The organism is Pseudomonas sp. Eth.TT006, from assembly GCF_054456575.1.
The window spans coordinates 99,145-121,359 of record NZ_JBTJEN010000003.1 but is presented as its reverse complement, the minus strand read 5'-3'; the positions used below and the strand labels follow the sequence as shown (position 1 = coordinate 121,359).

Annotated in this window: 21 protein-coding genes and 2 riboswitches; of the genes, 16 read left to right on the top strand and 5 right to left on the bottom strand. The window is 61.7% G+C overall.

Annotated elements, in window-relative coordinates:
- Window positions 1–21 precede the first annotated feature (21 nt).
- The 3 genes from ACXR0M_RS06595 to ACXR0M_RS06585 are packed head-to-tail and all read right to left on the bottom strand — an operon-like array spanning window position 22 to window position 1,339.
- Window positions 22–435: a cobalamin biosynthesis protein gene (locus ACXR0M_RS06595; protein ID WP_458831025.1), complete on the bottom strand. Its 414-nt coding sequence runs from the start codon at window positions 433–435 to the stop codon at window positions 22–24.
- Window positions 432–1,130, bottom strand: coding sequence for a CbtA family protein (locus ACXR0M_RS06590; protein ID WP_458831023.1), 699 nt, complete (start codon window positions 1,128–1,130; stop codon window positions 432–434). The genes ACXR0M_RS06595 and ACXR0M_RS06590 overlap by 4 nt, the downstream gene beginning before the upstream one ends.
- A gap of 11 nt (window positions 1,131–1,141) precedes the next feature.
- The gene (locus ACXR0M_RS06585; protein ID WP_458831021.1) at window positions 1,142–1,339 is read right to left on the bottom strand and encodes a CbtB domain-containing protein; all 198 of its coding nucleotides are present in this window, start codon (window positions 1,337–1,339) and stop codon (window positions 1,142–1,144) included.
- Window positions 1,340–1,460: 121 nt separating this feature from the next.
- Window positions 1,461–1,682: riboswitch (cobalamin riboswitch) on the bottom strand.
- Between the two features lie 978 nt (window positions 1,683–2,660).
- Window positions 2,661–2,870: riboswitch (cobalamin riboswitch) on the top strand.
- 98 nt (window positions 2,871–2,968) lie between these two features.
- On the opposite strand from ACXR0M_RS06585, the gene cobW reads away from it, so the two are divergent.
- The 6 genes from cobW (at window position 2,969) to ACXR0M_RS06555 (ending at window position 13,521) form a co-directional block, all read left to right on the top strand.
- Window positions 2,969–4,039 (top strand): cobalamin biosynthesis protein CobW, encoded by a 1,071-nt coding sequence (gene cobW / locus ACXR0M_RS06580; protein WP_458831019.1) that lies wholly within the window; start codon window positions 2,969–2,971, stop codon window positions 4,037–4,039.
- A 3-nt stretch (window positions 4,040–4,042) separates the two neighbouring features.
- Window positions 4,043–7,891 (top strand): cobaltochelatase subunit CobN, encoded by a 3,849-nt coding sequence (gene cobN / locus ACXR0M_RS06575; RefSeq protein ID WP_458831017.1) that lies wholly within the window; start codon window positions 4,043–4,045, stop codon window positions 7,889–7,891.
- Between the two features lie 161 nt (window positions 7,892–8,052).
- Window positions 8,053–9,051, top strand: coding sequence for an ATP-binding protein (locus ACXR0M_RS06570; protein WP_458831015.1), 999 nt, complete (start codon window positions 8,053–8,055; stop codon window positions 9,049–9,051).
- Between the two features lie 23 nt (window positions 9,052–9,074).
- Window positions 9,075–9,719 carry a vWA domain-containing protein gene (locus tag ACXR0M_RS06565; RefSeq protein WP_458831013.1) on the top strand — a complete coding sequence of 215 codons (645 nt, stop codon included), beginning with the start codon at window positions 9,075–9,077 and terminating at the stop codon, window positions 9,717–9,719.
- A gap of 180 nt (window positions 9,720–9,899) precedes the next feature.
- Window positions 9,900–11,546: a phospholipase D-like domain-containing protein gene (locus ACXR0M_RS06560; protein ID WP_458831011.1), complete on the top strand. Its 1,647-nt coding sequence runs from the start codon at window positions 9,900–9,902 to the stop codon at window positions 11,544–11,546.
- 415 nt (window positions 11,547–11,961) lie between these two features.
- The gene (locus ACXR0M_RS06555; protein ID WP_458831009.1) at window positions 11,962–13,521 is read left to right on the top strand and encodes a TerC family protein; all 1,560 of its coding nucleotides are present in this window, start codon (window positions 11,962–11,964) and stop codon (window positions 13,519–13,521) included.
- Between the two features lie 57 nt (window positions 13,522–13,578).
- On the opposite strand, the gene ACXR0M_RS06550 is transcribed toward ACXR0M_RS06555, so the two are convergent.
- Window positions 13,579–14,049 (bottom strand): thioredoxin family protein, encoded by a 471-nt coding sequence (locus ACXR0M_RS06550; RefSeq protein WP_458831007.1) that lies wholly within the window; start codon window positions 14,047–14,049, stop codon window positions 13,579–13,581.
- Window positions 14,050–14,323: 274 nt separating this feature from the next.
- On the opposite strand from ACXR0M_RS06550, the gene ACXR0M_RS06545 reads away from it, so the two are divergent.
- The 10 genes from ACXR0M_RS06545 to ACXR0M_RS06500 all read left to right on the top strand — a co-directional run bounded on the left by ACXR0M_RS06545 (window position 14,324) and on the right by ACXR0M_RS06500 (window position 21,812).
- The gene (locus ACXR0M_RS06545; protein ID WP_458831005.1) at window positions 14,324–14,572 is read left to right on the top strand and encodes a type II toxin-antitoxin system Phd/YefM family antitoxin; all 249 of its coding nucleotides are present in this window, start codon (window positions 14,324–14,326) and stop codon (window positions 14,570–14,572) included.
- Window positions 14,562–14,843, top strand: a complete 282-nt coding sequence (locus ACXR0M_RS06540) for a type II toxin-antitoxin system RelE family toxin (RefSeq protein ID WP_458831003.1) — start codon at window positions 14,562–14,564, stop codon at window positions 14,841–14,843. The genes ACXR0M_RS06545 and ACXR0M_RS06540 overlap by 11 nt, the downstream gene beginning before the upstream one ends.
- Before the next feature lie 287 nt (window positions 14,844–15,130).
- Window positions 15,131–15,979: a transporter substrate-binding domain-containing protein gene (locus tag ACXR0M_RS06535; protein WP_458831001.1), complete on the top strand. Its 849-nt coding sequence runs from the start codon at window positions 15,131–15,133 to the stop codon at window positions 15,977–15,979.
- Between the two features lie 51 nt (window positions 15,980–16,030).
- Window positions 16,031–16,693: an amino acid ABC transporter permease gene (locus tag ACXR0M_RS06530; protein ID WP_159812420.1), complete on the top strand. Its 663-nt coding sequence runs from the start codon at window positions 16,031–16,033 to the stop codon at window positions 16,691–16,693.
- Between the two features lie 9 nt (window positions 16,694–16,702).
- On the top strand, window positions 16,703–17,365 hold the full coding sequence (locus ACXR0M_RS06525) for an amino acid ABC transporter permease (protein WP_103302346.1): 663 nt from the start codon (window positions 16,703–16,705) through the stop codon (window positions 17,363–17,365).
- Window positions 17,362–18,159 (top strand): amino acid ABC transporter ATP-binding protein, encoded by a 798-nt coding sequence (locus ACXR0M_RS06520; protein ID WP_458830998.1) that lies wholly within the window; start codon window positions 17,362–17,364, stop codon window positions 18,157–18,159. The genes ACXR0M_RS06525 and ACXR0M_RS06520 overlap by 4 nt, the downstream gene beginning before the upstream one ends.
- A gap of 29 nt (window positions 18,160–18,188) precedes the next feature.
- Window positions 18,189–18,578: a RidA family protein gene (locus ACXR0M_RS06515; protein ID WP_007912330.1), complete on the top strand. Its 390-nt coding sequence runs from the start codon at window positions 18,189–18,191 to the stop codon at window positions 18,576–18,578.
- Between the two features lie 140 nt (window positions 18,579–18,718).
- Entirely contained in the window at window positions 18,719–19,483 is a 765-nt protein-coding gene (locus ACXR0M_RS06510) for an IclR family transcriptional regulator (RefSeq protein ID WP_458830996.1), read from the top strand.
- A gap of 40 nt (window positions 19,484–19,523) precedes the next feature.
- On the top strand, window positions 19,524–20,738 hold the full coding sequence (locus ACXR0M_RS06505; RefSeq protein ID WP_458830994.1) for an amino acid deaminase: 1,215 nt from the start codon (window positions 19,524–19,526) through the stop codon (window positions 20,736–20,738).
- A 138-nt stretch (window positions 20,739–20,876) separates the two neighbouring features.
- Entirely contained in the window at window positions 20,877–21,812 is a 936-nt protein-coding gene (locus ACXR0M_RS06500) for a sugar kinase (RefSeq protein WP_458830992.1), read from the top strand.
- A 113-nt stretch (window positions 21,813–21,925) separates the two neighbouring features.
- Here the strand turns inward: ACXR0M_RS06500 and ACXR0M_RS06495 are convergent, their stop codons facing one another.
- The gene (locus ACXR0M_RS06495) at window positions 21,926–22,201 is read right to left on the bottom strand and encodes a peptidylprolyl isomerase (RefSeq protein ID WP_007912322.1); all 276 of its coding nucleotides are present in this window, start codon (window positions 22,199–22,201) and stop codon (window positions 21,926–21,928) included.
- Window positions 22,202–22,215 lie beyond the last annotated feature (14 nt).

Sequence of the window (22,215 nt, the reverse complement as noted above, 5' to 3'; positions counted from 1 at the left end):
AACAGGGTGATTATCGGGGTTTTACGCGGCACCGGCCAACGCCAGCGTGGCCTGAGCGTATTTTTGCCGGGGAATCAGCAGTTTTGCCGGGGCTTGAATCAGTTGTTCGGCGAGCGCCAGTGCCGCGCTTTCCGCCACGCCATAGCAACCGGTGCGCTCGAAGGCAATCTGTGACTGATGACTCAGGCGTGGCTGATAGCTGGCCAGTTGTTCACTGCTGAAATACTGCAGCGGCAACGCCAGTTGCGCGGCGAGCTCCTGCAAGCCCGGCTCGTCGCGCTTCAAATCGATGCTGGCCAAGGCTCTGATCGCTCGCAGCTCGATGCGATGCGCCTGCAACGCCTGATCGAGCAGCGCGCGCAGGGTACTGACCGGGCAGCCGCGCTGGCAGCCGAGGCCGACCACGAAGGTCGGCGCTGCGCGGTCAGCGGTCATGCGTGGTATTGACCATCGTTCTTGCGGCGGAACAACCAGGCACTGATCAGGCCCAAAGCCAGCCAGAACGCCACGTTGGTCAGCTGCGAAGCGATTTTGAACTGCGCTTCCAGGGCTTGCGGTGCGAGCATCGAATGCACTTCCGGTTGCGGAGCGCCAATCACGTGCGGCACGGCCAGAATCGCCACGCCCAGCAGCTTCATCAGCCATTGACGGCTGAACACGATCAATGCCAGGCCGACGGCGGTAGAGGCGGCGGTGCCGATCCACCACGTCTGCCGCGACGCCAGATCCGCCGCTGCAGTGCCCGGCAGCTCAGGCGGCAGGCCGAGGGTCGGGGCGAGGACGAAAGTCGCGTATCCGGCCAGACCCCAGAGCAGGCCCTGCGAGGTTTTCGTTGGGGCGCGCAGGGTGTAAAGACCGGCGAGCATCAACGCGAAACCGACCGCCACCACCAGATTGCCGCCAGTGGTCGAAACCACCCGCTGCCAGCCGTTTTCCGGCTCCCAGGCCTCGGCGTCGTGGCTGTGCGCAGCCACGCCAGCGGCGTGTTCATGAACCGCCACCGGTTCGGATTTCTCGTAGGTTTCGGCCTGCAGAATCAGTGGAGAGACCCAAAAGCTCTGCAGCAAGGTCAGCAGCAGGGCGGCCAGCAGGCCGGTGAAACCTGCAGTTTGCGCGATACGCTTGATCATGTCGGCAGGTCTCAGTGGCACGGGAACGCGGCGCTGTGGCGGGTATCGTGGGCGGCGTTGTGCACCGCTTCGATGTGCGAGAAACCGGCGAAGTAGACGAGGCCTGCACCAAGGATCGAGGCGAAGATCGCCGCTGTCAGGCGCTGGGTCAAGGTGCTGGTGCTGGAAATTTTGGCGGTGGTGCTGCCGGTGCTGCTGATGATCGACATAGCGCTTCCCTCTGGAATGTCAGCGGGTAAACGGAGCGCATGAAGACCCCTGCGAGTCAGGCACGCAGGGGGTCGAACAGCGCCCGCCCACCGCGGGTTGTCGTGGTCAGCGGCGCAAGGTGCGCGCTGTGTGTTGCGGGCCGGTCTCCGGGCTCGCGAGGGGTTGGCGTGGGGCCGACCTGCAAGCATCACCTTCCCATGCCATACCGGCACAGTGGATCTGACGCTTCGCTCGCTTACCGTTGCGGGGGCAGCACCGGACTGACATGGCTTTGAGTAAAGCACATGATTCACCGGTTTCCCGTTTCACCCTGTGAAGGGCACCCGTAACAAGTTGTGTAGGAGAGCATGGGCTGGGGATTTGAGTCAATTGGATGGGTTGTATTGTCTTGTATTGGGGGCATATCCGTTGCTGCGGTAACGGCCACTTAGGGTTTCGCCCTTACGGCGACTCACTTTTTTTACAAACGCCTAAAAAAAGTAAGCAAAAAAACGCTTGCTCCTACGTCCGGCCCGCTCGCTGGGGCTCGGGGTCCCTTCGCTCCGGGATTGATCTGGGCGCAGCGCCTACGGTTTGCTTCGCTGCACCTCCTCTCGCTGTGTTTGGCTGCGCCAAACGGTCGCTGCGCTCCCACCCCCGGATCAATCCCTCCACTCAGCCTCCCGACGTCGCCCGTGGATCAAGATCAAAAGCCGCAGCCGAGCTAACGCTCATCCTGTTGAGTGGGGCGGCTTCGCCGCATGGGTTGCACGCGATCTGAACTGTAGGAGTGAGCCTGCTCGCGATGGCGGCCTGCCAGCCGACCGAATTCTTTGAACGCATCCCATGTAGGAGCTGCCGAAGGCTGCGATCTTTTGATCTGCTTTGGCTTTGGCTTTGGCTTTGGCTCTTGATCTGGCTTTTGACTTCCCGCCCCATCGGCAGGCCGAGCGTAGGTGTCCATCAGGGGGTAGGCGCGCAGCGCCGTGCGGCGCAGCCGCATACATCGAGAGGAGGTGCAGCGAAGCAAACCGTAGGCGATGCCCCCTGATGGACACCGTAGCGAGGGAACACTGAGCCTCAGCGAAGTGCCGTACGCCGGGGCAAGCCTTTTGGGTTACCTTTTCGGCGTCTGGAAAAGGTGACTCGCTGTAAGAGCGAAACCGCCAGCGGCAGCACCCGAAGAAATGGATATGCCCCCAATCCAGACAAACCCAAAACCACTGATCCTTTTTGGCGTTTCAAAAAAGGGACTCAGCGCCAGCCGCGACACCCGCAGCAACGGATCTGCCCCCAACTCAAACAACCCCAAAAGCCCATTGACCCACCCCAACACGATGCGTAGCCTTGCACTTTCGAGGTTCTTCGGCGATGCCGAAGCTAAGAAGGGAACGCGGTCAAAGCCGCGGCTGCCCCCGCAACTGTGAACGGTGATGTTCGCTGCCACGCCACTGCCAGCTCAATCCAGAGCCAGCGGGAAGGCGCAGCGAATGCCGGGCCCAAGGTCCGAACACCGTCAGCCAGGAGACCTGCCTCGTGACCGATTTCTCACTACAACCGGGCGGGGTGATCCGGTGGCGAATTCTTCCGCGCGCACGCTCGCAGCGGATCTCGTCCCGTATGCCCGCCGCTTTGCCAAAGGCATACCGATGAAAACACTGGCCAAACTCCCCGTCACCATCGTCACCGGTTTCCTCGGCTCGGGCAAAACCACCTTGCTGCGGCACATGCTCGACAACGCTCAGGGCCGCCGTATCGCGGTGATCGTCAACGAGTTCGGCGAGCTGGGTATCGACGGTGAAATTCTCAAGCAATGCACCATCGGCTGCACCGAAGAAGAAGCCACCGGCCGCGTCTACGAACTGGCCAACGGCTGCCTGTGCTGCACGGTTCAGGAAGAGTTCTTCCCGGTGATGCGCGAACTGGTCGCCCGTCGCGGCGATCTCGATCACATCCTCATCGAAACCTCGGGCCTGGCCCTGCCAAAACCGCTGGTGCAAGCGTTCCAGTGGCCGGAAATCCGCAGTGCCTGCACCGTTGATGCGGTGATCACCGTGGTCGACAGCCCGGCGGTGGCCGCTGGCACCTTCGCCGCCTTCCCGGATCAGGTCGATGCCCAGCGCAAACTCGACCCGAACCTCGATCACGAATCGCCGCTGCACGAACTGTTCGCTGACCAACTGGCCAGCGCCGACCTGGTGATCCTCAACAAGGCTGACCAGACCAGCCCGGAAGATCTGGCGCGCGTACGTGCTGAAGTCGCCGAAGAACTGCCGCCGGCGGTAAAAATCATCGAAGCCAGCAACGGCCGTCTGCCGCTCGACGTGCTGATCGGCCTCGGTGCCGGTTCCGAAGAACACATCGACAGCCGCCACAGCCATCACGATCACCACCACGACGGTGATGACGATCACGATGACCACGATCACGACGCCTTCGATTCGATCTCCATTGAACTGCCGCAAGCCGATGAGAGCCTGTTGCTCGACGCGCTGACGCAGCTGGTGGTACAGCACGGCATCCTGCGTGTGAAGGGTTTCGCGGCGATCCCGAACAAACCGATGCGCCTGCTGATTCAAGGCGTGGGCACGCGTTTCGACAAGCACTTCGACCGTCAGTGGGGCGCCGAGGAGGCGCGCGTCACCCGTCTGGTGCTGATCGGTCAGGAACTCGACGCCGCGCAACTCGAAGCGCAACTGCGCGCCGCGCTCAGCGTTTAAACCATGCACCTGCTCAGGACCCAGCCCGGCGGTTTTGTGTCGGATGACAACATCGCCGACCTTGGCCAAACCCCCGCCGAGCTGGTGATCCTGTGCAGCGGCGACTCCAGTCTGGCGCTGCTCGCCGAAGCGGCGCAGCAGTTGCCCGAGGATTACCCGAGCCTGCGCCTGGCCAACCCGATGCAGGTGCAGAATCACGCTTCGGTCGATCTGTATGTCGACGAGGTGCTGCGCCACGCCAAGGTGATTCTGATCTCGCTGCACGGCGGCATCGCTTATTGGCGTTATGGCGTCGAGCGGTTGATGGAGCTGGCCGCGCGCGGTGTGCAGGTGATTCTGGTGCCGGGCGATGATCGTCCCGATCCGGAACTCAGCGACCGCAGCACGGTGCCCGCCGCAGATCGTGATCGTCTCTGGCAGTTTCTGCGTCAGGGCGGCATGGGCAACGCGCTGGACTTTTTCCATTGCCTGGCCAATCGCTGGCTGGCGCGCGACTACGCTTGGGGCGAGCCGCAAGCGCTGCCGCGCACGGCGATTTACCACCCACAGAAAAACACCGCCGCACTGAGCGACTGGCAGGCCGATTGGCTGCCTGGTCAGCCGGTTGCGGCGGTGTTGTTTTATCGCTCGCATTTGCAGGCGGCGAACACCGCGTTCATCGATGTGTTCTGCCAGCGCTTGCAGGCCGCGCGGCTCAATCCCTTACCGATCGCGGTCGCCAGCCTCAAAGAGCCCGGTTGCCTGAGCGTGGTCGAGGATTGGCTGGACGCGGTCGAGGCGGCGCTGATTCTCAACACCACCGGGTTCGCCCAGTCCAGCCCGGAGGCGCCGCATCTGCGGCCGTTCCGCCGTGATATTCCGGTGATTCAGGCGATCTGCGCCCAGGACAACGAACCGGGCTGGCGCGCCAGCGAACAGGGCCTCGGGCCTCGGGATCTGGCGATGCACATTGCCTTGCCGGAGCTCGACGGACGCATCATCAGCCGGCCGATCAGCTTCAAGGATCTGGCCTGGCGCAGCGAGCGCAGTCAGTCCGATGTGGTCTGCTACCGGGCGCAGCCCGAACGCATGGATTTCGTCGCCGAACTGGCGCGGCGCTGGAGCGATCTGGCGCGCCTGCCCAACGCGGAAAAACGCATCGCGCTGATTCTCGCCAACTACCCGACGCGCGACGGCCGTATCGGCAATGGCGTTGGCCTCGACACCCCGGCAGCGGCGCTGAACATCTTGCGTGCGCTGCAGGCCGAAGGCTTTCCGGTGACGGCTGAGTTGCCGGACAGCGGCACTGCGCTGATCCAGCAACTGCTCGGCGGCGTCAGCAACGATCTCGACAGCATCGATTTGCGTCCGTGTCAGCAAAGCCTGGCGATGGACGCCTATCTGGCGATGTTCAATGCGCTGCCGCAGGCCAATCGCGAAGCGGTGCTGGAACGTTGGGGCGCGCCGCACAACGACCCGATGTGCCGCGACGGGCGGATGATGATTGCCGGTCTGCGCTTCGGCCTGACCTTCGTCGGCATTCAGCCGGCGCGCGGTTATCAGGTCGATCCGAGCGCGGTGTATCACGATCCGGATCTGGTGCCACCGCACGGCTATCTGGCGTTCTATTTCTGGCTGCGCGAAACCTATGGCGCACACGCGGTGATTCACGTCGGCAAACACGGCAACCTCGAATGGCTGCCGGGCAAGGGCGTCGGCCTCTCGGAAAACTGCTGGCCGGATGCGCTGCTCGGGCCGCTGCCGAACATTTATCCGTTTATCGTCAACGACCCGGGCGAGGGCGCCCAGGCCAAACGACGTACGCAAGCGGTGATCATCGATCACCTGATGCCGCCGCTGACCCGCGCCGAAACCTACGGCCCGCTGCGCAATCTGGAGCTGCTGGCCGACGAGTATTACGAAGCGCAACTGCTCGACCCGCGCCGCGCCCGTGAGCTGCAGCGCGACATCCTGCAACTGGTGCGTGAAACGCAAATCGACCGCGAACTGCAACTCGATGCCGATCTGGACAGCGACGCCGACGCGGCGATCTGGCTGCCGCGCCTGGACACTTATCTGTGTGATCTGAAGGAGTCGCAGATACGCGATGGCCTGCATATATTCGGCGAATCGCCGAGCGGGCGTTTGCGCATCGACACCTTGCTGGCGTTGCTGCGCATTCCGCGTGGCGATGGCAAGGGCGCGCAGTCGAGTCTGCTACGTGCGTTGGCCAAAGCGTTCGAACTCGGTTTCGATCCGCTGGATTGTGCCTTGGCTGATCCGTGGAACGGCCCGCGTCCCGATGAGCTGGTTTCAGTCAGCGACGAAGTCTGGCGCACCGCCGGCGATACCCGCGAACGCCTCGAATTGTTTGCCACGCAACTGATCGCCCAAGCCCTGCATACCCCCTGTGGGAGCGGGCTTGCTCGCGAAGGCGGCGAGTCAGCCAACACTTCATTCACTGACACACAGCTTTCGCGAGCAAGCTCGCTCCCACAGGGATCGGGGTGGTCTGATGTAAATACGATCATCCAGTCCCTGCGCGAGGTCGTCGCCCCACGCCTCGATGCCTGCGGCCCCGCCGAAATGCGCGGCTTGCTCGATGCGCTGAACGGCCGCTTCGTCCCCGCCGGCCCAAGCGGCGCCCCCAGCCGTGGCCGTCTCGACGTGCTGCCCACCGGGCGCAACTTCTATTCGGTGGACGTGCGCAACCTGCCGACCACCACCGCGTGGCGTATCGGTTTCCAGTCCGCCACGCTGATTCTCGAGCGGCATTTGCAGGATCACGGCGATCACCTGCGCCAGCTCGGCCTGTCGGTGTGGGGCACGGCAACCATGCGCACCGGCGGTGACGACATCGCCCAGGCCATGGCGCTGATGGGCGTGCGTCCGGTGTGGGCCACCGGCAGTCAGCGGGTGGATGATTTCGAGATTCTGCCGCTGAGCCTGCTGGATCGGCCTCGGGTCGATGTCACGCTGCGGGTGTCCGGATTCTTCCGCGATGCCTTTGCCAACCTGATCCGCCTGTTCGATGCTGCGGTGCAAGCGGTGGCGGCGCTGGACGAGCCGGACGAGCTCAATCCGCTGGCGGCGAAAGTGCGGGCCGAGCGCGAGGCGCTGTTGCAATCGGGGCTGGATGAAGACGCCGCACGACGTCAGGCCGGCTGGCGAATTTTCGGCGCCAAACCCGGGGCGTACGGGGCGGGTGTGCAGGGCGCCATCGACGGGCGTCTGTGGCAGACCCGCGAGGATCTGGCCGAGGTCTACCTGAATTGGGGCGCCTACGCTTACGGCGGCGCGGACGAGGGCACCGCCGCGCGCGAACAGTTCGTCCAGCGCCTGAGTCAGGTGCAGGCGGTGCTGCAGAATCAGGACAATCGCGAGCATGACCTGCTCGATTCCAACGACTATTACCAGTTCCAGGGTGGCATGCTCGCGGCGGTGGAAACCCTGCGCGGCGAGGCAGCGGCCAGTTATCACGGCGATCACAGTCAGCCGGACCTGCCGAAAATCCGCACCCTGAAAGAAGAACTGAACCGGGTGATCCGCTCGCGGGCGGCCAATCCGAAATGGATCGACGGGGTCAAACGCCACGGCTATAAAGGCGCGTTCGAACTGGCGGCGACGGTCGATAACCTGTTTGCTTTCGATGCCACCACGCAGTTGATCGATGATCATCAATATGCGTTGCTCGCCGATGCCTATTTGCTCGACCCGGCCACCCGTGACTTTGTTCGCGAGCATAACCCGCCCGCGCTGCGCGACATGACCGAACGCATGCTGGAAGCACAACAGCGCGGGATGTGGCAGGAGCCGGGCGTGTATAAAGAGGCGCTGGAGAATCTGCTGCTGGATATAGAAGAAGACACTTGACGCGGTTCTCCTGTGGGAGCGGGCTTGCTCGCGAAAGCGGTGTATCAGTAAAAGGTATATCGACTGACACGACGCCTTCGCGAGCAAGCCCACTCCCACAGGGCATCAGATTAGCTCCCGACGTTTTTCGATAGATCACCGACCATGACCGAGTATTGAAGATGACCGACACCCCGCATTTCCCGCTCTCCGCCGTGGTCGGCGCCGATGACCTGAAACTCGCCCTGTACCTGACCGCCATCGACCCGAAAATCGGTGGTGTACTGATCGAAGGCCCGCGTGGCATGGCCAAATCGACGCTGGCCCGTGGCCTCGCCGATCTGCTGGCGAGCGGTCAGTTCGTCACACTGCCGCTGGGTGCCACCGAGGAACGTCTGGTTGGCACCCTCGATCTCGACGCCGCGCTGAGCGAAGGCCGGGCGCAATTTTCTCCCGGCGTGCTGGCCAAGGCTGACGGCGGCGTGCTGTATGTCGATGAAGTGAACCTGCTGCCCGATCATCTGGTCGATCTGCTGCTCGATGTCGCGGCCAGCGGCACCAACCTGATCGAGCGCGACGGTATCTCCCATCGGCATTCGGCGCGCTTCGTCTTGATCGGCACGATGAACCCGGAAGAGGGCGAACTGCGCCCGCAACTGCTTGACCGTTTCGGCCTGAACGTTGCGCTCAGCGGCCACACCGCGCCGGCCGAGCGCGGGCAGATCATCCGCCGCCGGCTGGATTTCGACAGCGAGCCGCAGGCGTTCTGCGCGCAATGGGAAACCCGGCAACAAGCCCTGCGCGAACGTTGCGAGCGAGCGCGCACGGCCTTGCCGAATATTCCATTGGACGATGACGCCCTGGCGTTGATTACCGAGCGTTGCTTTGCCGCTGGCGTCGATGGCTTGCGCGCCGATCTGGTCTGGCTGCGCGCGGCGCGGGCCCATGCGGCGTGGCGTGGAGCTGAAGCGATTGCCGAGCAGGACATCGACGCGGTGGCGGAATTTGCCCTGCGTCATCGTCGTCGCGATCCGTCGTCGTCAAGCCCTCAGCCACCCGCACAGAACTCGGCCAGCGCCCAGGCTGAACCGAGCGAGGGGCAGGGCCAGTGGGGCGATATGCCGGCTCCGGCACTGGCCACCGGCGCCCGCCGCGAAGTGCCGAGCTGGCCAAAAAAGTAACCGGCATTCGTCCCCGATCCGACGTGGGGGCGAATGCCAGACCCCGCGCCGGACGCCTCGATCATGGACGCCAGGGCCGGCGCCACGCCGCGCACAACGGCGCGGTGAACTGGCCGGGCACGCTGCTTAACGGTCGGCCGCAGACCCTGGACGATCTGCAATTCCAGTTGCGCACCCGTTCTCCCCATGAATTGTGGCTGGTGATCGTCGACGCCTCGGCCTCGACCCGCCGGCATCAGGCGCTGAGCGATGCCAAGGGTTTGCTTGCGCAACTGTTCGATGACGCCTATCGACAGCGGGCGCGATTGGCGCTGCTGACCGCCAGCGGCAGTGCGCCGCAGTGGCAAGTGCAGGGTTTGAAAGCGTCGAGCGGTTTGCGCACCTGGCTGGAGGCGCTGGGCGCGGGCGGCGGCACGCCGTTGCTGGCGGCGTTGGCGCAGGCGCAGCATTGGCTGGTGCAGCGACAAAAGCGTTTTCCGGCCGAGCAGCAGCGCTTGTTGCTGGTCACCGATGGGCGTTTGAAGGCGTTGCCGGCGATGCCGCCGCTGGCGTGTCCGGGGCTGTTGATTGACATTGAGCGGGGGCCGATCCGTCTGGCCCGGGCGCGAGAATTGGCGGCAGCGCTGAATGCCGAATATCGGCATATTGATGATCTGACTTCGCTCTGACATCCGTGCCTCTGAGCATCCGCTTTCGCGAGCAAGCCCGCTCCCACAGGATTTGTGATCACCGCGCAATCTGTGGGAGCGAGCTTGCTCGCGAAGATATCGCCTCGGTGCAAGCGGCGAGCGCCAAAGATTGCAGCGCTGCTCTATGCTCCACCCCAGCCCAATCACAAGGAGTGAATCATGCGGGTACTGGTCGCCAATCCCCAGGACGATTTTCGCCTCAAAGCCTACGCCGGTACCAACGGCGTGCTGCTGGCCATGGATCTGGCCGAACCCCGGCGCAAAGGCTTGCTCGGCTTTGCCATCGAAAAGCAGCAGGGCGGCCAACCCTGGCGCTTTCTGTTCAACAGCCTGACGTTTCCCGGCAAGGCTCACACCTTTGCCCAATACCACGCCACGCCCAGCGATAAAGCGCCGTTGCAGAAATTTCGCTGGGCCGATTACGCGGTCAATCCGGGGACGACCATGCACTATCGCGTGCATCTGGCCTACGGTACGGCGGACGCGCCGCAGCTGGGCGAGTCCCTGGAGCTGAGCATCATCTCCGATGACGGCCATCCGGCCAATCAGAGCGTGATTTTCAATCGCGCGGTGGCCGCCAGTCAGGCTTTCCAGCGCAAGTTTCCCGATCTCGATGCACAGATCAGCGCCAACAAGAAGCTGCCGATCGAAGCCTGGCCCGACGCGGCGCGTCTGTGGCTGGAGAACGGTCTGCTGGCGCGTTTGCTCGGCTACATCGAGCGCGCGGTGGATGGGCAGTGGGCACTTGATATCGCGATCTACGAATATCAGTTGCAGACGATTGTCGATGCGGTGAATGCCGCGTTCGCCCGTGGCGTTCAAGTGCGCGTGCTGTATCACGCCCGAGCGGATGACCCCGACACGATCCTGAATGAAAGCAATCTCGCGCAGTTGCCGGCGGCGAACAAGCGTGGTCGGGTCACCCCGGCGATCTTCCACGACAAGTTCATTGTTCTCAGCCGCGTCGATGGCGCTGGCCAGCGGCAACCGCAGGCGGTGCTGTGCGGCAGTACCAATTTCACCGCCAATGGCGTGTATCGCCAGGCCAATGTGGTGCATACCCTGGAGGACGTGACGATTGCTGCGCGCTATCTGCAAACCTTCGAAGAAGTCTGGGCCAACCCCGCCGATGTCGGCGCGACGCGCAGCTGGATCAACGAACATAACCCGCTGGATCCGAGGCAAGCGCTGTTCGCCGGGTTCTCGCCACGCAGCGGCGGTGCTGATTTGCGCGAGTTCGTCGAGATCATCGAGGCGGCGAAAAGGGATGTGCTGTTCGTCACGGCGTTCAGCCTACCGGACGCGATTCTCGACGCGCTGCTGGGCAAGCCGCATGACGACATCCTGCGTTACGGCCTGCAAAACACCGCAAGCCGCATCACCGGGTTCCATGCCGATCGCACCGCCGAATTCGCTGCCACCGCTTTGCTCAACACCGGACTGGAAGGCTGGCTGAAGGAAAACATGAAGGGGCAGAAGGGCAATCTGCTGGTGCACACCAAAGCGGTGGTCACTGACTTCACCAGCGCTGCGCCGACCATCATCAGCGGCAGCCACAACCTCAGCCAATCGGCGAGCAACGGCAACGACGAGAACTTCCTGATCATTCGCGGTGACACCGATCTGGCTGATCGCTATGGCCTGGAATTGCTGCGTTTCTATGAGCATTACCGCTTTCGTTATTTCGCCCGGCAGCTTGCACTGAAGCAAGTGAGTCCGTTGGCGCTGGATGACAGCTGGACCAACGATTACTACCTGGAGGGGGATTTGCGCCAGTTGTCGCGGTTGCGTTTTGCCGGACGCTGATGCTTTGTGTCTGAAGGCCTCTTCGCGAGCAAGCCCGCTCCCACAGATATTATTCGTCCGACACCGGTTCTGGGTGCGCTGAAGATCCAGTGTGGGAGCGGGCTTGCTCGCGAAAGGACCATCAGAAAACCCACATTTTTTGCGTTCTTACAGATTTTGAAATGATTTGCCGCTGTAGAACATGTGCCTTGAGCCTGTACGCTCCAAGGCCATTTTTCATTCAGGATTTGCATGAACACCCTCTTGGAGCCTCCCAGTCGTTCCTTCTCTTCGCGCCATGGCGCGGTCTTGACGCACTCGCAATATCCGGTTTTCCGACTTCCGACTTTCGTTGTCAGCGCGGCTTCAGAGCCTTCGCGTTGCGCTTTGCCGTGTCCGGCAGCCTGAATTCACTGAAGAGAGATCGAGATAGTTTATGGAATGGTTAGCGGATCCCACGGCCTGGTTAGGCTTGTTGACATTGATCGTGCTGGAACTGGTGCTGGGTATCGACAACCTGGTGTTCATTGCGATCCTCGCGGACAAGCTGCCGCCGCATCAGCGCGACCGCGCACGGATCATCGGCCTGTCGCTGGCGTTGATCATGCGCCTGGGCCTGCTGGCGAGTATTTCCTGGCTGGTGACCCTGACGCAGCCGTTGTTCGAGGTGTTCGACAAGAGCTTCTCCGGCCGCGACCTGATCATGCTGTTCGGTGGTGTGTTCCTGTTGTTCAAGGCCACCATGGAATTGCACGAACGGCTTGAGGGCCACGTAGGCCAGCGCTCGACCAATGCCGGTTACGCATTGTTCTGGCCGATCGTGGCGCAGATTGTGGTACTCGACGCGGTGTTCTCGCTGGACGCGGTAATCACGGCGGTCGGCATGGTCGATGAGCTGGCGGTGATGATGATCGCGGTGATCATCTCCATCGGCCTGATGATCGTGGCCAGCAAACCGCTGACCCGCTTCGTCAATGCGCACCCGACGGTGATCATGCTGTGTCTGGGCTTCCTGATGATGATCGGTTTCGCCCTCACCGCCGAAGGTCTGGGCTTCCACATTCCGAAAGGTTATCTGTATGCGGCCATTGGTTTCTCGATCCTGATCGAGGTGTTCAACCAGATCGCCCGCGCCCGGCGCAAACGTTCGATGCAAGGCCTGCGCCCGATCCGTGAGCGCACGGCACATGCGGTGATGCGCTTGCTCGGCGGGCGCAAGCTGGCGGCGGAAGAGGTCGGTGAGGAAATCTCCGATCTGCTGGACGACGGCGAGACGCCGAGCGCGGAACTGTTCGACCGGCGTGAGCGAGTGATGATCAGCGGCGTGCTGCAATTGGCTGAGCGGCCGATTCGGAATCTGATGACTGTACGTGCGGACGTCGACGCCATTGATCTGGCCGACGACGCCGAAACGATTCGCACAAAATTGATGCACTCGTCCTACTCACGCTTGCCGCTGATTCGCGATGGCGCGGTGGATGAACCGCTGGGCTTCGTGCACAAGAAAGAGCTGCTCAAGGAGTATCTGGCCGGCAACGAGCCGAACCTTGAGCATCTGGCGCGCAAGACCATCAACCTGCTCGACAGTTATTCGATCCTCAACGTCCTGGAACAGATGCGCGCGGCCTCGACCCACATTGCTTTCGTGGTCAACGAGTTCGGTGACTTCGTCGGCGTGTTGACCATGACCGATATCCTTGAGTCGATCGCCGGCGAGCTGCCCGATGCCAGCGAAGTCGAAGGTCCGGACGTGGTCGAGGAACAAGGCGGGTTCGTGGTCAGCGGCGCGCTGAACCTGATGCGCGTGCGTGAACGCACAGGCTTTGGTGCGCAGCCGACCGAGGACTATCAGACCCTGGCCGGACTGGTCATGAGTCTGCTGGATCGACTGCCGATGAAAGGCGATCGCCTGCAGTACGAAGGCTGGCAGATGACGGTGACAGCGGTGGAAGAGCGACGGGTAACGCGAGTGTTGCTGGTGCGCGATACCGCATAAGCACTGTAGGAGCTGCGGCACGCTGCGATCTTTTGACTTTGATTTTTGAAAGCAAGATCAAAAGATCGCAGCGTGCCGCAGCTCCTGCATGAACATCGCGTGGGGTCGACGTGACTGCGCACGGGGAACGGTGCAAAGGTTACGCAATGTGCGACGAAGCCAGGCCAGGTCGTGTCGTGGCTTGCGGACTTTGGTCGGTGCCTTGGTCTTGCCAACGTGTCTGGCGAAATCCTCTCTTAACGTTTCTGGCGTGCCGATGCCTTTGAGCTTCTTCAGAAACTTGCCGTTCTGGCAGAACAGCACGGTAGGCGTGCCAGTGACCAACCATAGGCGCGGTACCTGATCGGTGTAAAACATGTAGATGTCCGCCCGCAGCCGATAGGCCTCGGCCACCTCGCGAAACACCGGCCCGGCCCATTCGCAGGCGGGGCAGTGTTCGCTGCCGAAGTACATGATCACCGGGCGCCAGGTTTTAAGGGCTTTGCGGTAGACCGGGGCCAGATTGGAAATGGGATTGGCAGCACTCATCGAAAACTCCTTTTCAACGACCTCGAAGGTTAGGTGACGCTAAGGGAGTGCGGAGACTTGGTCTACTGTCAGAAATTACAGGTGGTCTGTGAGCTTGCGAGACTTTTCCCACTTTTTTCCAGGACCGGCCCGACACCAAACCCGGAATAATGGAATGTCGCAACGTGGTACCTTTTTTCACTCATTAAAGAGTCAGTGAGATCAGCGAGACACGTCGAAGATGTCTTGGAGTGCTATTTTAAGCACCATCAATAGCACTCCAGGGAGCACCACCATGACTCACGTAATTCTTTCCAATGTCGTTGCGAGTATTTCTGAATTGAAAAGAAATCCCATGGGTACCGTGGCCGCCGGTGGTGGCCAATCTGTTGCAATCCTCAATCGAAATGAGCCAGCGTTTTACTGTGTTCCCGCACAGGAATATGAAGCGATGATGAATCGCCTTGAGGATCTGGAGCTGATCGCACTATGCAAGGAGCGAGAAAACGATCCCACCATCAAGGTTTCTATAGATGACCTATGAGCTGGAGTTTTCCGAAAAAGCCTGGAAGGAATGGAAAAAGCTTGATTCAGCACTAAAGGATCAGTTCAAGAAGAAACTCGCGACACGTCTGGTCAATCCTCATGTTCCTGCCGATCGACTTCGAGGGCTGGGAAACGCCTACAAAATCAAGCTTCGCAGTGCTGGGTACAGACTGGTCTACCGGGTAAAGGACGAAATCCTGGTTGTTACGGTGATTGCGGTAGGGAGAAGAGAGCGGGGAGAAGTCTATGACAGCGCCGCTAGCCGATAGGTATGGAGAAAGGGCACCGTCAAGCGCCAACCTCATTGCACCGAATTCGTCCGTCGATGCATCAATTGAGAACCTGATACTCGCACCCTGTAGCCTACGGTAGCGTCACCCATGTTGTGACCCGCAAACATCATTCCTTCGCAATTCCCGCATCCCGTTGATTCCAAAACCATTTCCGATTCGTGCAGATTCCCCGTGATTCCTGTGGCACACTTTCTGCTGTCTATTCCGCAGTAACAAACCGTATTCCGGTATAGCGGAATAAACATCATCCTGGAGTGCTTGCCATGCATCGCCGTCCTTCGTTGTTCAAAGCGTGTGTTTTTGTTCTTGCGGCTTCGTCCGCTGTGATGGGCGCGGCCCAGGCAGCTGACAGCAAGCTCGACAGTGTTCTGGCCCGTGGCAAGCTGATTGTCGGCACCGGCAGCACCAACGCGCCGTGGCACTTTCAAGGTGCCGATGGCAAGTTGCAGGGCTTCGATATCGACATCGCCAGGATGGTGGCCAAGGGGCTGTTCAATGACCCGAACAAAGTCGAGTTCGTGGTGCAGTCATCCGATGCGCGGATTCCCAATCTGCTGACCGACAAGGTCGACATGAGCTGCCAGTTCATCACCGTCACCGCCAGCCGCGCGCAGCAAGTGGCGTTCACCCTGCCGTACTACCGCGAAGGCGTCGGCCTGCTGCTGCCGGCCAACAGCAAGTACAAGGAAATCGAGGATCTGCAGGCCGCCGGTGACAGCGTTACCGTGGCCGTCCTGCAGAACGTTTATGCCGAAGAACTGGTGCATCAAGCGTTGCCCAAGGCCAAGGTCGATCAGTACGACAGCGTCGATCTGATGTATCAGGCGGTGAACTCCGGCCGCGCCGATGCCGCCGCCACCGATCAGTCGTCGGTCAAATACCTGATGGTGCAGAACCCTGGGCGCTACCGCAGCCCGAGCTACGCCTGGAGCCCGCAGACCTACGCCTGCGCAGTCAAACGCGGCGATCAGGACTGGCTGAACTTCGTCAACACCACCTTGCATGAAGCCATGACCGGCGTTGAGTTCCCGACCTACGCGGCGTCGTTCAAGCAGTGGTTCGGCGTCGACCTGCCGTCGCCGGCGATCGGTTTTCCTGTCGAATTCAAATGATCCCGAGAGAGTGGGGCGATCCACATCGCCCCGCTCAAGGTACTGCTGACCATGAACTATCAGTTGAACTTTGCCGCCGTGTGGCGCGATTTCGACACCTTGCTGGCGGGGCTCGGTCTGGGTCTTGAACTGGCGCTGGTGTCGATTGCCATCGGCTGCGTGATCGGCCTGCTGATGGCGTTTGCCTTGCTGTCGAAGCATCGCGCCTTGCGGGTGCTGGCCTCGGTGTACGTCACGGTGGTGCGTAACACGCCGATTCTGGTTTTGATCCTGTTGATCTACTTTGCCTTGCCGAGCCTCGGGATTCGTCTGGACAAGATCCCGTCGTTCATCATCACTCTGTCGTTGTACGCCGGGGCCTATCTGACCGAAGTGTTCCGTGGCGGTTTGCTGAGCATCCCCAAGGGCCAGCGCGAAGCGGGGCTGGCGATCGGTCTCGGTGAGTGGCAGGTCAAGGCTTACGTGACCGTGCCAGTGATGTTGCGCAATGTGTTGCCGGCGCTGTCGAACAACTTCATTTCGCTGTTCAAGGACACCTCGCTGGCCGCCGCAATTGCGGTGCCGGAGCTGACTTATTACGCGCGCAAGATCAACGTCGAGAGCTACAGGGTGATCGAAACCTGGCTGGTGACCACGGCGTTGTACGTCGCGGCCTGTTACTTCATTGCCATGCTGCTGCGCTACCTCGAGCAGCGTCTGGCGATCCGCCGATAGGAGGCTGCGATGTACCAATCCCCCAGTTGGCTGCATGAGTTGTGGGTCGCTCGCGAGACATTGCTGCAAGGCTTTCTCACCAGTGTGCAGGTGTCGGCGCTGGCGATTCTGTTTGGCACGCTGCTTGGCGTCGTCACCGGTCTGGTGCTGACTTACGGCCGGTTCTGGATGCGCGCGCCGTTCCGCTTTTATGTCGACCTGATTCGTGGCACACCCGTGTTTGTGCTGGTGCTGGCCTGCTTCTATATGGCGCCGGCACTGGGCTGGCAAATCAGCGCATTTCAGGCCGGTGCCTTGGGCCTGACCCTGTTCTGCGGCTCGCACGTTGCCGAGATTGTCCGCGGCGCGCTGCAGGCATTGCCACGCGGACAGATGGAAGCCAGCAAGGCCATCGGCCTGACGTTCTACCAATCCCTCGGCTACGTATTGTTGCCCCAGGCGTTGCGGCAAATCCTGCCGACCTGGGTCAACTCGTCCACCGAAATCGTCAAGGCCTCGACCTTGCTCTCGGTGATCGGCGTCGCCGAACTGCTACTCAGCACCCAACAGATCATCGCCCGGACCTTCATGACCCTGGAGTTCTACCTGTTCGCCGGTTTTCTGTTCTTCGTCATCAACTACGGCATCGAATTACTCGGCCGGCACATTGAAAAGCGGGTGGCCTTGCCATGACTCAAGCTCAAGTTTCCAACGTTGCCAACGGCCAGCCGCTGCTGGATATCCGTGGCCTGCACAAACAGTACGGCGCGGTCGAAGTGCTCAAGGGCGTCGATCTGAGCATGCAGCGTGGCAACGTCGTGACGCTGATCGGCTCCAGCGGCTCGGGCAAGACCACGCTGCTGCGCTGCGTGAATATGCTCGAAGAGTTCCAGGGCGGGCAGATCCTGCTCGACGGCGAGTCGATCGGTTATGACCAGGTCGGCGGCAAACGCGTGCGCCACGCCGAGAAAGTCATCGCTCGTCACCGGGCAATGACCGGCATGGCCTTCCAGCAATTCAACCTGTTCCCGCACCTGACCGCGTTGCAGAACGTCACCCTCGGTTTGCTCAAGGTGAAGAAGATGCACAAGGACCAGGCTGTCGCGCTGGCCGAGAAATGGCTGGAGCGGGTCGGGCTGCTGGAGCGGCGCAATCACTTTCCCGGGCAGTTGTCCGGCGGCCAGCAACAGCGCGTGGCGATTGCCCGGGCGATTGCGATGAACCCGAGTCTGATGCTGTTCGACGAGGTCACTTCGGCCCTCGATCCGGAGCTGGTCGGCGAGGTGCTTAACGTGATCAAGGGCCTGGCCGAGGACGGCATGACCATGTTGCTGGTGACCCACGAGATGCGCTTTGCCTTCGAGGTCTCGGACAAGATCGTTTTCATGAATCAGGGGCGGATCGAAGAGCAGGGGCCTCCCAAGGAACTGTTCGAACGCCCGCAATCGCCGCGTCTGGCCGAGTTTCTCAAGAGCACGCGGTTTTAATTTTCGATTTGTTATCAGGAGAAGTACCCATGAGCATTACGCGTTACGGCACCGGCAGCACCGCAGCGGGTGGCCAGCCCCGTCCATTCGCCCGCGCCGTTGAAGCGGATGGCTGGCTGCACGTGTCCGGCCAGGTGCCGGCGGTGGACGGCGAGATCATCGTTGGCGGTATCGTCGAGCAGACCCATCAGACCATGAAGAATCTGATCGCGATTCTCGAAGAGGCCGGTTATGGCCTCGAAGACGTGGTGCGAGCCGGCGTGTGGCTGGACGATCCGCGGGATTTCAGCAGCTTCAACAAGGTTTTCGGCGAGTACTTCAAACCCGAACACGCCCCGGCACGGGCCTGTGTGCAGGCGAGCATGATGGTTGATTGCAAGGTCGAGATCGACTGCATTGCCTACAAGAAGAAGGCTTGAAAATTGCTGCGTTGCTTAGGCCTCAGCCCCTCACCCTAACCCTCTCCCAAGGGAGAGGGCGGGGGGTGAGGGTGGCAATCTCACTGACACAACAGGATGGCCCGGTTACCATTCCGGCAACTTTTATGGGAACCACTGACATGACCGAAGACACCATCAAACGCCGGGCCCGTGGTCTGGACCGGGCGTTCGATATCCTCGATTTTCTCAAGGAAATCGGCCAGCCGCTGCGTCCGAACGACATCGCCAACGGCATCGGCAGCCCGAAATCCACGGTCTACGAGCTGGTCGCTTCGCTGCTCGAACGGCGGATTCTGGAGCCGGTGGGCAAGGACGGTCACGTCTATCTCGGTCGCCAGTTGTACTTCCTCGGCCAGGCCCACCTGCGCCATTTCGATCTTAGCCGCGAGGCCGATCACGCCTTGCAGGAGATCGTCAGCCAGACCCGCGAAACCGCGCAGATGTGCCTGCTCAACGGGCGCAAATACACGGTGGCGCTGATGAAGGAGGGCGAGCGGCATTTCCGCATTTCTTCCGACATCGGCGAAAACGCGCCAATCCCGTGGACCGCGTCCGGGCGCCTGCTGCTGGCGCATTTGAGCGACCAACAGATCATCGACCTGATCGACGAAGACGACTACATCCTGCCCGACGGCGAACGCCTGCCGCTGCAGCGCTTTCTGGCGGAGATCCGTCAGGCCGGCAGCGACGGTTTCTTCTCGTTCGACAGCGTCGCCGACACCTTCACCCATTGCTTCGCGGCCCCGGTCAAAGATCCGAGCGGCGTGGCCATCTGCACCCTGTGCATCGTCGCCCCACGGGCCGATGCGAAAAACAATTACGACGCCTATCGCCGGGTGCTGATCGACAGCGCCAACAGCCTCGCCCGGCGCATCAACGAATAACCGCGGCTGCCTGCCGGCCGCGACAGTGAGGAGTTCGACCATGACCACTGCCATCGATTCTGCTGTAGAAAAGGGCGATGCCGCCGTCGGCGCGCTGCTGGTGCGTGACGTCAGCCTGCCGGCGCTGGTGCTGCACCGCGAGGCGCTGGAGCACAACATTCGCTGGATGCAGACGTTCGTCAGTGCCAGCGGCGCGGAGCTGGCGCCACACGGCAAGACCAGCATGACCCCGGCGCTGTTCAAACGTCAGCTCGACGCCGGCGCCTGGGGCATCACGCTGGCCAGCGCCACGCAGACCCGCGCCGCCTATGCCCACGGCGTGCGCCGGGTGCTGATGGCCAACCAACTGGTCGGCACGCCGAACATGGCGCTGATTGCCGATCTGCTGGCGGACCCCGCGTTCGATTTCTATTGCATGGTCGATCACCCGGACAACGTCGCCGATCTCGGCGCCTACTTCGCCTCGCGCGGGGTCAAGCTGAACGTGATGATCGAGTACGGCGTTGTCGGCGGCCGTTGCGGTTGCCGCAGCGAACAGGAAGTCATCGAACTGGCCCGGGCGATCAATGCGCAGCCGGCGCTGGCCCTGACCGGCATCGAGGGTTACGAAGGGGTGATCCACGGCGATCATGCGGTCAGCGGCATTCGCGAATTCGCCGCGTCGCTGGTGCGCCTGGCAGTGCAGTTGCAGGACAGCGGCGCGTTCGCCATTCCCAAGCCGATCATCACCGCCTCGGGCTCGGCGTGGTACGACCTGATCGCCGAGTCGTTCGAAGCGCAGAACGCCAGCGGGCGCTTCCTCAGCGTACTGCGCCCGGGTAGCTATGTGGCCCACGACCATGGCATCTACAAGGAAGCGCAGTGCTGCGTGCTCGACCGTCGCAACGACTTGCACGAAGGCCTGCGTCCGGCGCTGGAAGTCTGGGCGCATGTGCAATCGTTGCCGGAGCCGGGCTTTGCGGTGATCGCCCTGGGCAAACGCGATGTGGCCTACGATGCCGGTTTGCCGGTGCCGTTGCTGCGTTACAAAGCCGGAGTGCTGCCAGCGGTGGGCGATGATGTGGGCGCGTGCAAGGTGACGGCGGTGATGGACCAGCATGCGTTCATGACGGTGGCGCCGGGGGTTGCGTTGCGGGTGGGCGACATCATTGCTTTCGGCACTTCGCATCCGTGCCTGACCTTCGACAAGTGGCGGGTGGGGTTGCTGGTGGATGAGCAACTGGCGGTGGTTGAGAGCATGGAGACCTGTTTCTAAGGCCTGACACCGAGTTACGGCCAATCGCTGGCAAGCCAGCTCCCACAGGGATCTCATGAGCGGTGAGGACTGTGTGGGAGCTGGCTTGCCAGCGATGAGGCCAGCTCAAACACCATCGATCTACCAGAGACACCACCCATGACCACCCTCAGCCCCCTCGGCCCGAACACCCCGCGCATCGCCCTGATCGGCGAGTGCATGATCGAACTCCAGCAGCGTGCCGACGGCAGCCTGCAGCAGAGTTTTGGCGGCGATACCTTGAACACTGCGGTGTATCTGTCCCGCGCCCTCGGCGATCAAGCGCAAGTGGACTACGTCACCGCGCTCGGCGATGACAGTTTCAGCGATGCGATGTGCCAGAGCTGGGCCGATGAAGGCATTGGCCTGGAACTCGTGCAACGTCTGCCCGGTCGCCTGCCGGGTTTGTATTGCATCCAGACCGATGCCAACGGTGAGCGGCGTTTCCTCTACTGGCGCAACGAAGCGGCGGTGCGCGACTGCTTCACCACCCCGGCGGCCGCACCGATTCTCGCGGCGCTGGCCGATTACGATGTGCTGTATTTCAGCGGTATCACCTTGGCCGTGCTCGGTGCGCAGGGCCGGGCAAAACTGATCCAGACCCTGATCGAGGCGCGGCAGCGTGATGCGCGCATCGTCTTCGACAACAACTACCGACCACGCCTGTGGGCCTCGGTCGAAGACGCGCGTACGGCCTATCGCAGCGTGTTGCCTTATGTCGATCTGGCGTTGCTGACGGTGGACGACGAGCAGGCGCTGTTTGGCTTTGCCGATTGCGCGGAGTTGTTTGCCGCTTACTCGGTATTCGGCACGCCGGAGGTGGTGCTCAAGCGCGGGGCTGAGGCCTGTCTGATTCGCTGTGATGGCGAGGCATTCGAAGTGCCGGCGCAAAAGGTCGAGAAGGTCGTGGACACCACGGCGGCGGGAGATTCGTTCAGTGCGGCGTATCTGGCGCGGCGGTTACTCGGGGGCAATCCGGTTGAAGCGGCGCAGGCCGGGCATTTGCTAGCGAGCCGGGTCATCCAGTTTCCGGGCGCCCTGATCCCCAGAACGTGACATACCCCTGTAGGAGCTGCCGCAGGCTGCGATCTTTTGATCTTGATCTTAAAAAACAAAATCAAAAGATCGCAGCCTTCGGCAGCTCCTACAGGGGAGGTGCGCCAATCACATCAATCGCGGTAAAACACCTGCACCAGGTGATAACCAAACTTGCTCTTGATCGGCCCATGCACCGTGCGCAACGGTTTCTTGAAGATCACCGCATCAATGGCGCCGACCATCTGCCCCGGCCGCACTTCACCCAGATCGCCGCCGCGCTTGCCGGACGGGCAGGTGGAGAATTTCTTCGCCAGCACATCGAACGCTTCGCCTTTGGCAATGCGTTGTTTGAGCTGTTCGGCCTCTTCGGCGGTTTTCACCAGAATGTGGCGGGCTTGGGCTTTCATTGTGCGATACCTGT

What these genes read in the sequence shown, in the direction of transcription:
- ACXR0M_RS06595 (WP_458831025.1), bottom strand. Translation starts at nt 435, where the DNA reads ATGACCGCTGACCGCGCAGCGCCGACCTTCGTGGTCGGCCTCGGCTGC.
- ACXR0M_RS06590 (WP_458831023.1), bottom strand. Translation starts at nt 1,130, where the DNA reads ATGATCAAGCGTATCGCGCAAACTGCAGGTTTCACCGGCCTGCTGGCC.
- ACXR0M_RS06585 (WP_458831021.1), bottom strand. Translation starts at nt 1,339, where the DNA reads ATGTCGATCATCAGCAGCACCGGCAGCACCACCGCCAAAATTTCCAGC.
- cobW (WP_458831019.1), top strand. Translation starts at nt 2,969, where the DNA reads ATGAAAACACTGGCCAAACTCCCCGTCACCATCGTCACCGGTTTCCTC.
- cobN (WP_458831017.1), top strand. Translation starts at nt 4,043, where the DNA reads ATGCACCTGCTCAGGACCCAGCCCGGCGGTTTTGTGTCGGATGACAAC.
- ACXR0M_RS06570 (WP_458831015.1), top strand. Translation starts at nt 8,053, where the DNA reads ATGACCGACACCCCGCATTTCCCGCTCTCCGCCGTGGTCGGCGCCGAT.
- ACXR0M_RS06560 (WP_458831011.1), top strand. Translation starts at nt 9,900, where the DNA reads ATGCGGGTACTGGTCGCCAATCCCCAGGACGATTTTCGCCTCAAAGCC.
- ACXR0M_RS06555 (WP_458831009.1), top strand. Translation starts at nt 11,962, where the DNA reads ATGGAATGGTTAGCGGATCCCACGGCCTGGTTAGGCTTGTTGACATTG.
- ACXR0M_RS06550 (WP_458831007.1), bottom strand. Translation starts at nt 14,049, where the DNA reads ATGAGTGCTGCCAATCCCATTTCCAATCTGGCCCCGGTCTACCGCAAA.
- ACXR0M_RS06545 (WP_458831005.1), top strand. Translation starts at nt 14,324, where the DNA reads ATGACTCACGTAATTCTTTCCAATGTCGTTGCGAGTATTTCTGAATTG.
- ACXR0M_RS06540 (WP_458831003.1), top strand. Translation starts at nt 14,562, where the DNA reads ATGACCTATGAGCTGGAGTTTTCCGAAAAAGCCTGGAAGGAATGGAAA.
- ACXR0M_RS06535 (WP_458831001.1), top strand. Translation starts at nt 15,131, where the DNA reads ATGCATCGCCGTCCTTCGTTGTTCAAAGCGTGTGTTTTTGTTCTTGCG.
- ACXR0M_RS06530 (WP_159812420.1), top strand. Translation starts at nt 16,031, where the DNA reads ATGAACTATCAGTTGAACTTTGCCGCCGTGTGGCGCGATTTCGACACC.
- ACXR0M_RS06525 (WP_103302346.1), top strand. Translation starts at nt 16,703, where the DNA reads ATGTACCAATCCCCCAGTTGGCTGCATGAGTTGTGGGTCGCTCGCGAG.
- ACXR0M_RS06520 (WP_458830998.1), top strand. Translation starts at nt 17,362, where the DNA reads ATGACTCAAGCTCAAGTTTCCAACGTTGCCAACGGCCAGCCGCTGCTG.
- ACXR0M_RS06515 (WP_007912330.1), top strand. Translation starts at nt 18,189, where the DNA reads ATGAGCATTACGCGTTACGGCACCGGCAGCACCGCAGCGGGTGGCCAG.
- ACXR0M_RS06510 (WP_458830996.1), top strand. Translation starts at nt 18,719, where the DNA reads ATGACCGAAGACACCATCAAACGCCGGGCCCGTGGTCTGGACCGGGCG.
- ACXR0M_RS06505 (WP_458830994.1), top strand. Translation starts at nt 19,524, where the DNA reads ATGACCACTGCCATCGATTCTGCTGTAGAAAAGGGCGATGCCGCCGTC.
- ACXR0M_RS06500 (WP_458830992.1), top strand. Translation starts at nt 20,877, where the DNA reads ATGACCACCCTCAGCCCCCTCGGCCCGAACACCCCGCGCATCGCCCTG.
- ACXR0M_RS06495 (WP_007912322.1), bottom strand. Translation starts at nt 22,201, where the DNA reads ATGAAAGCCCAAGCCCGCCACATTCTGGTGAAAACCGCCGAAGAGGCC.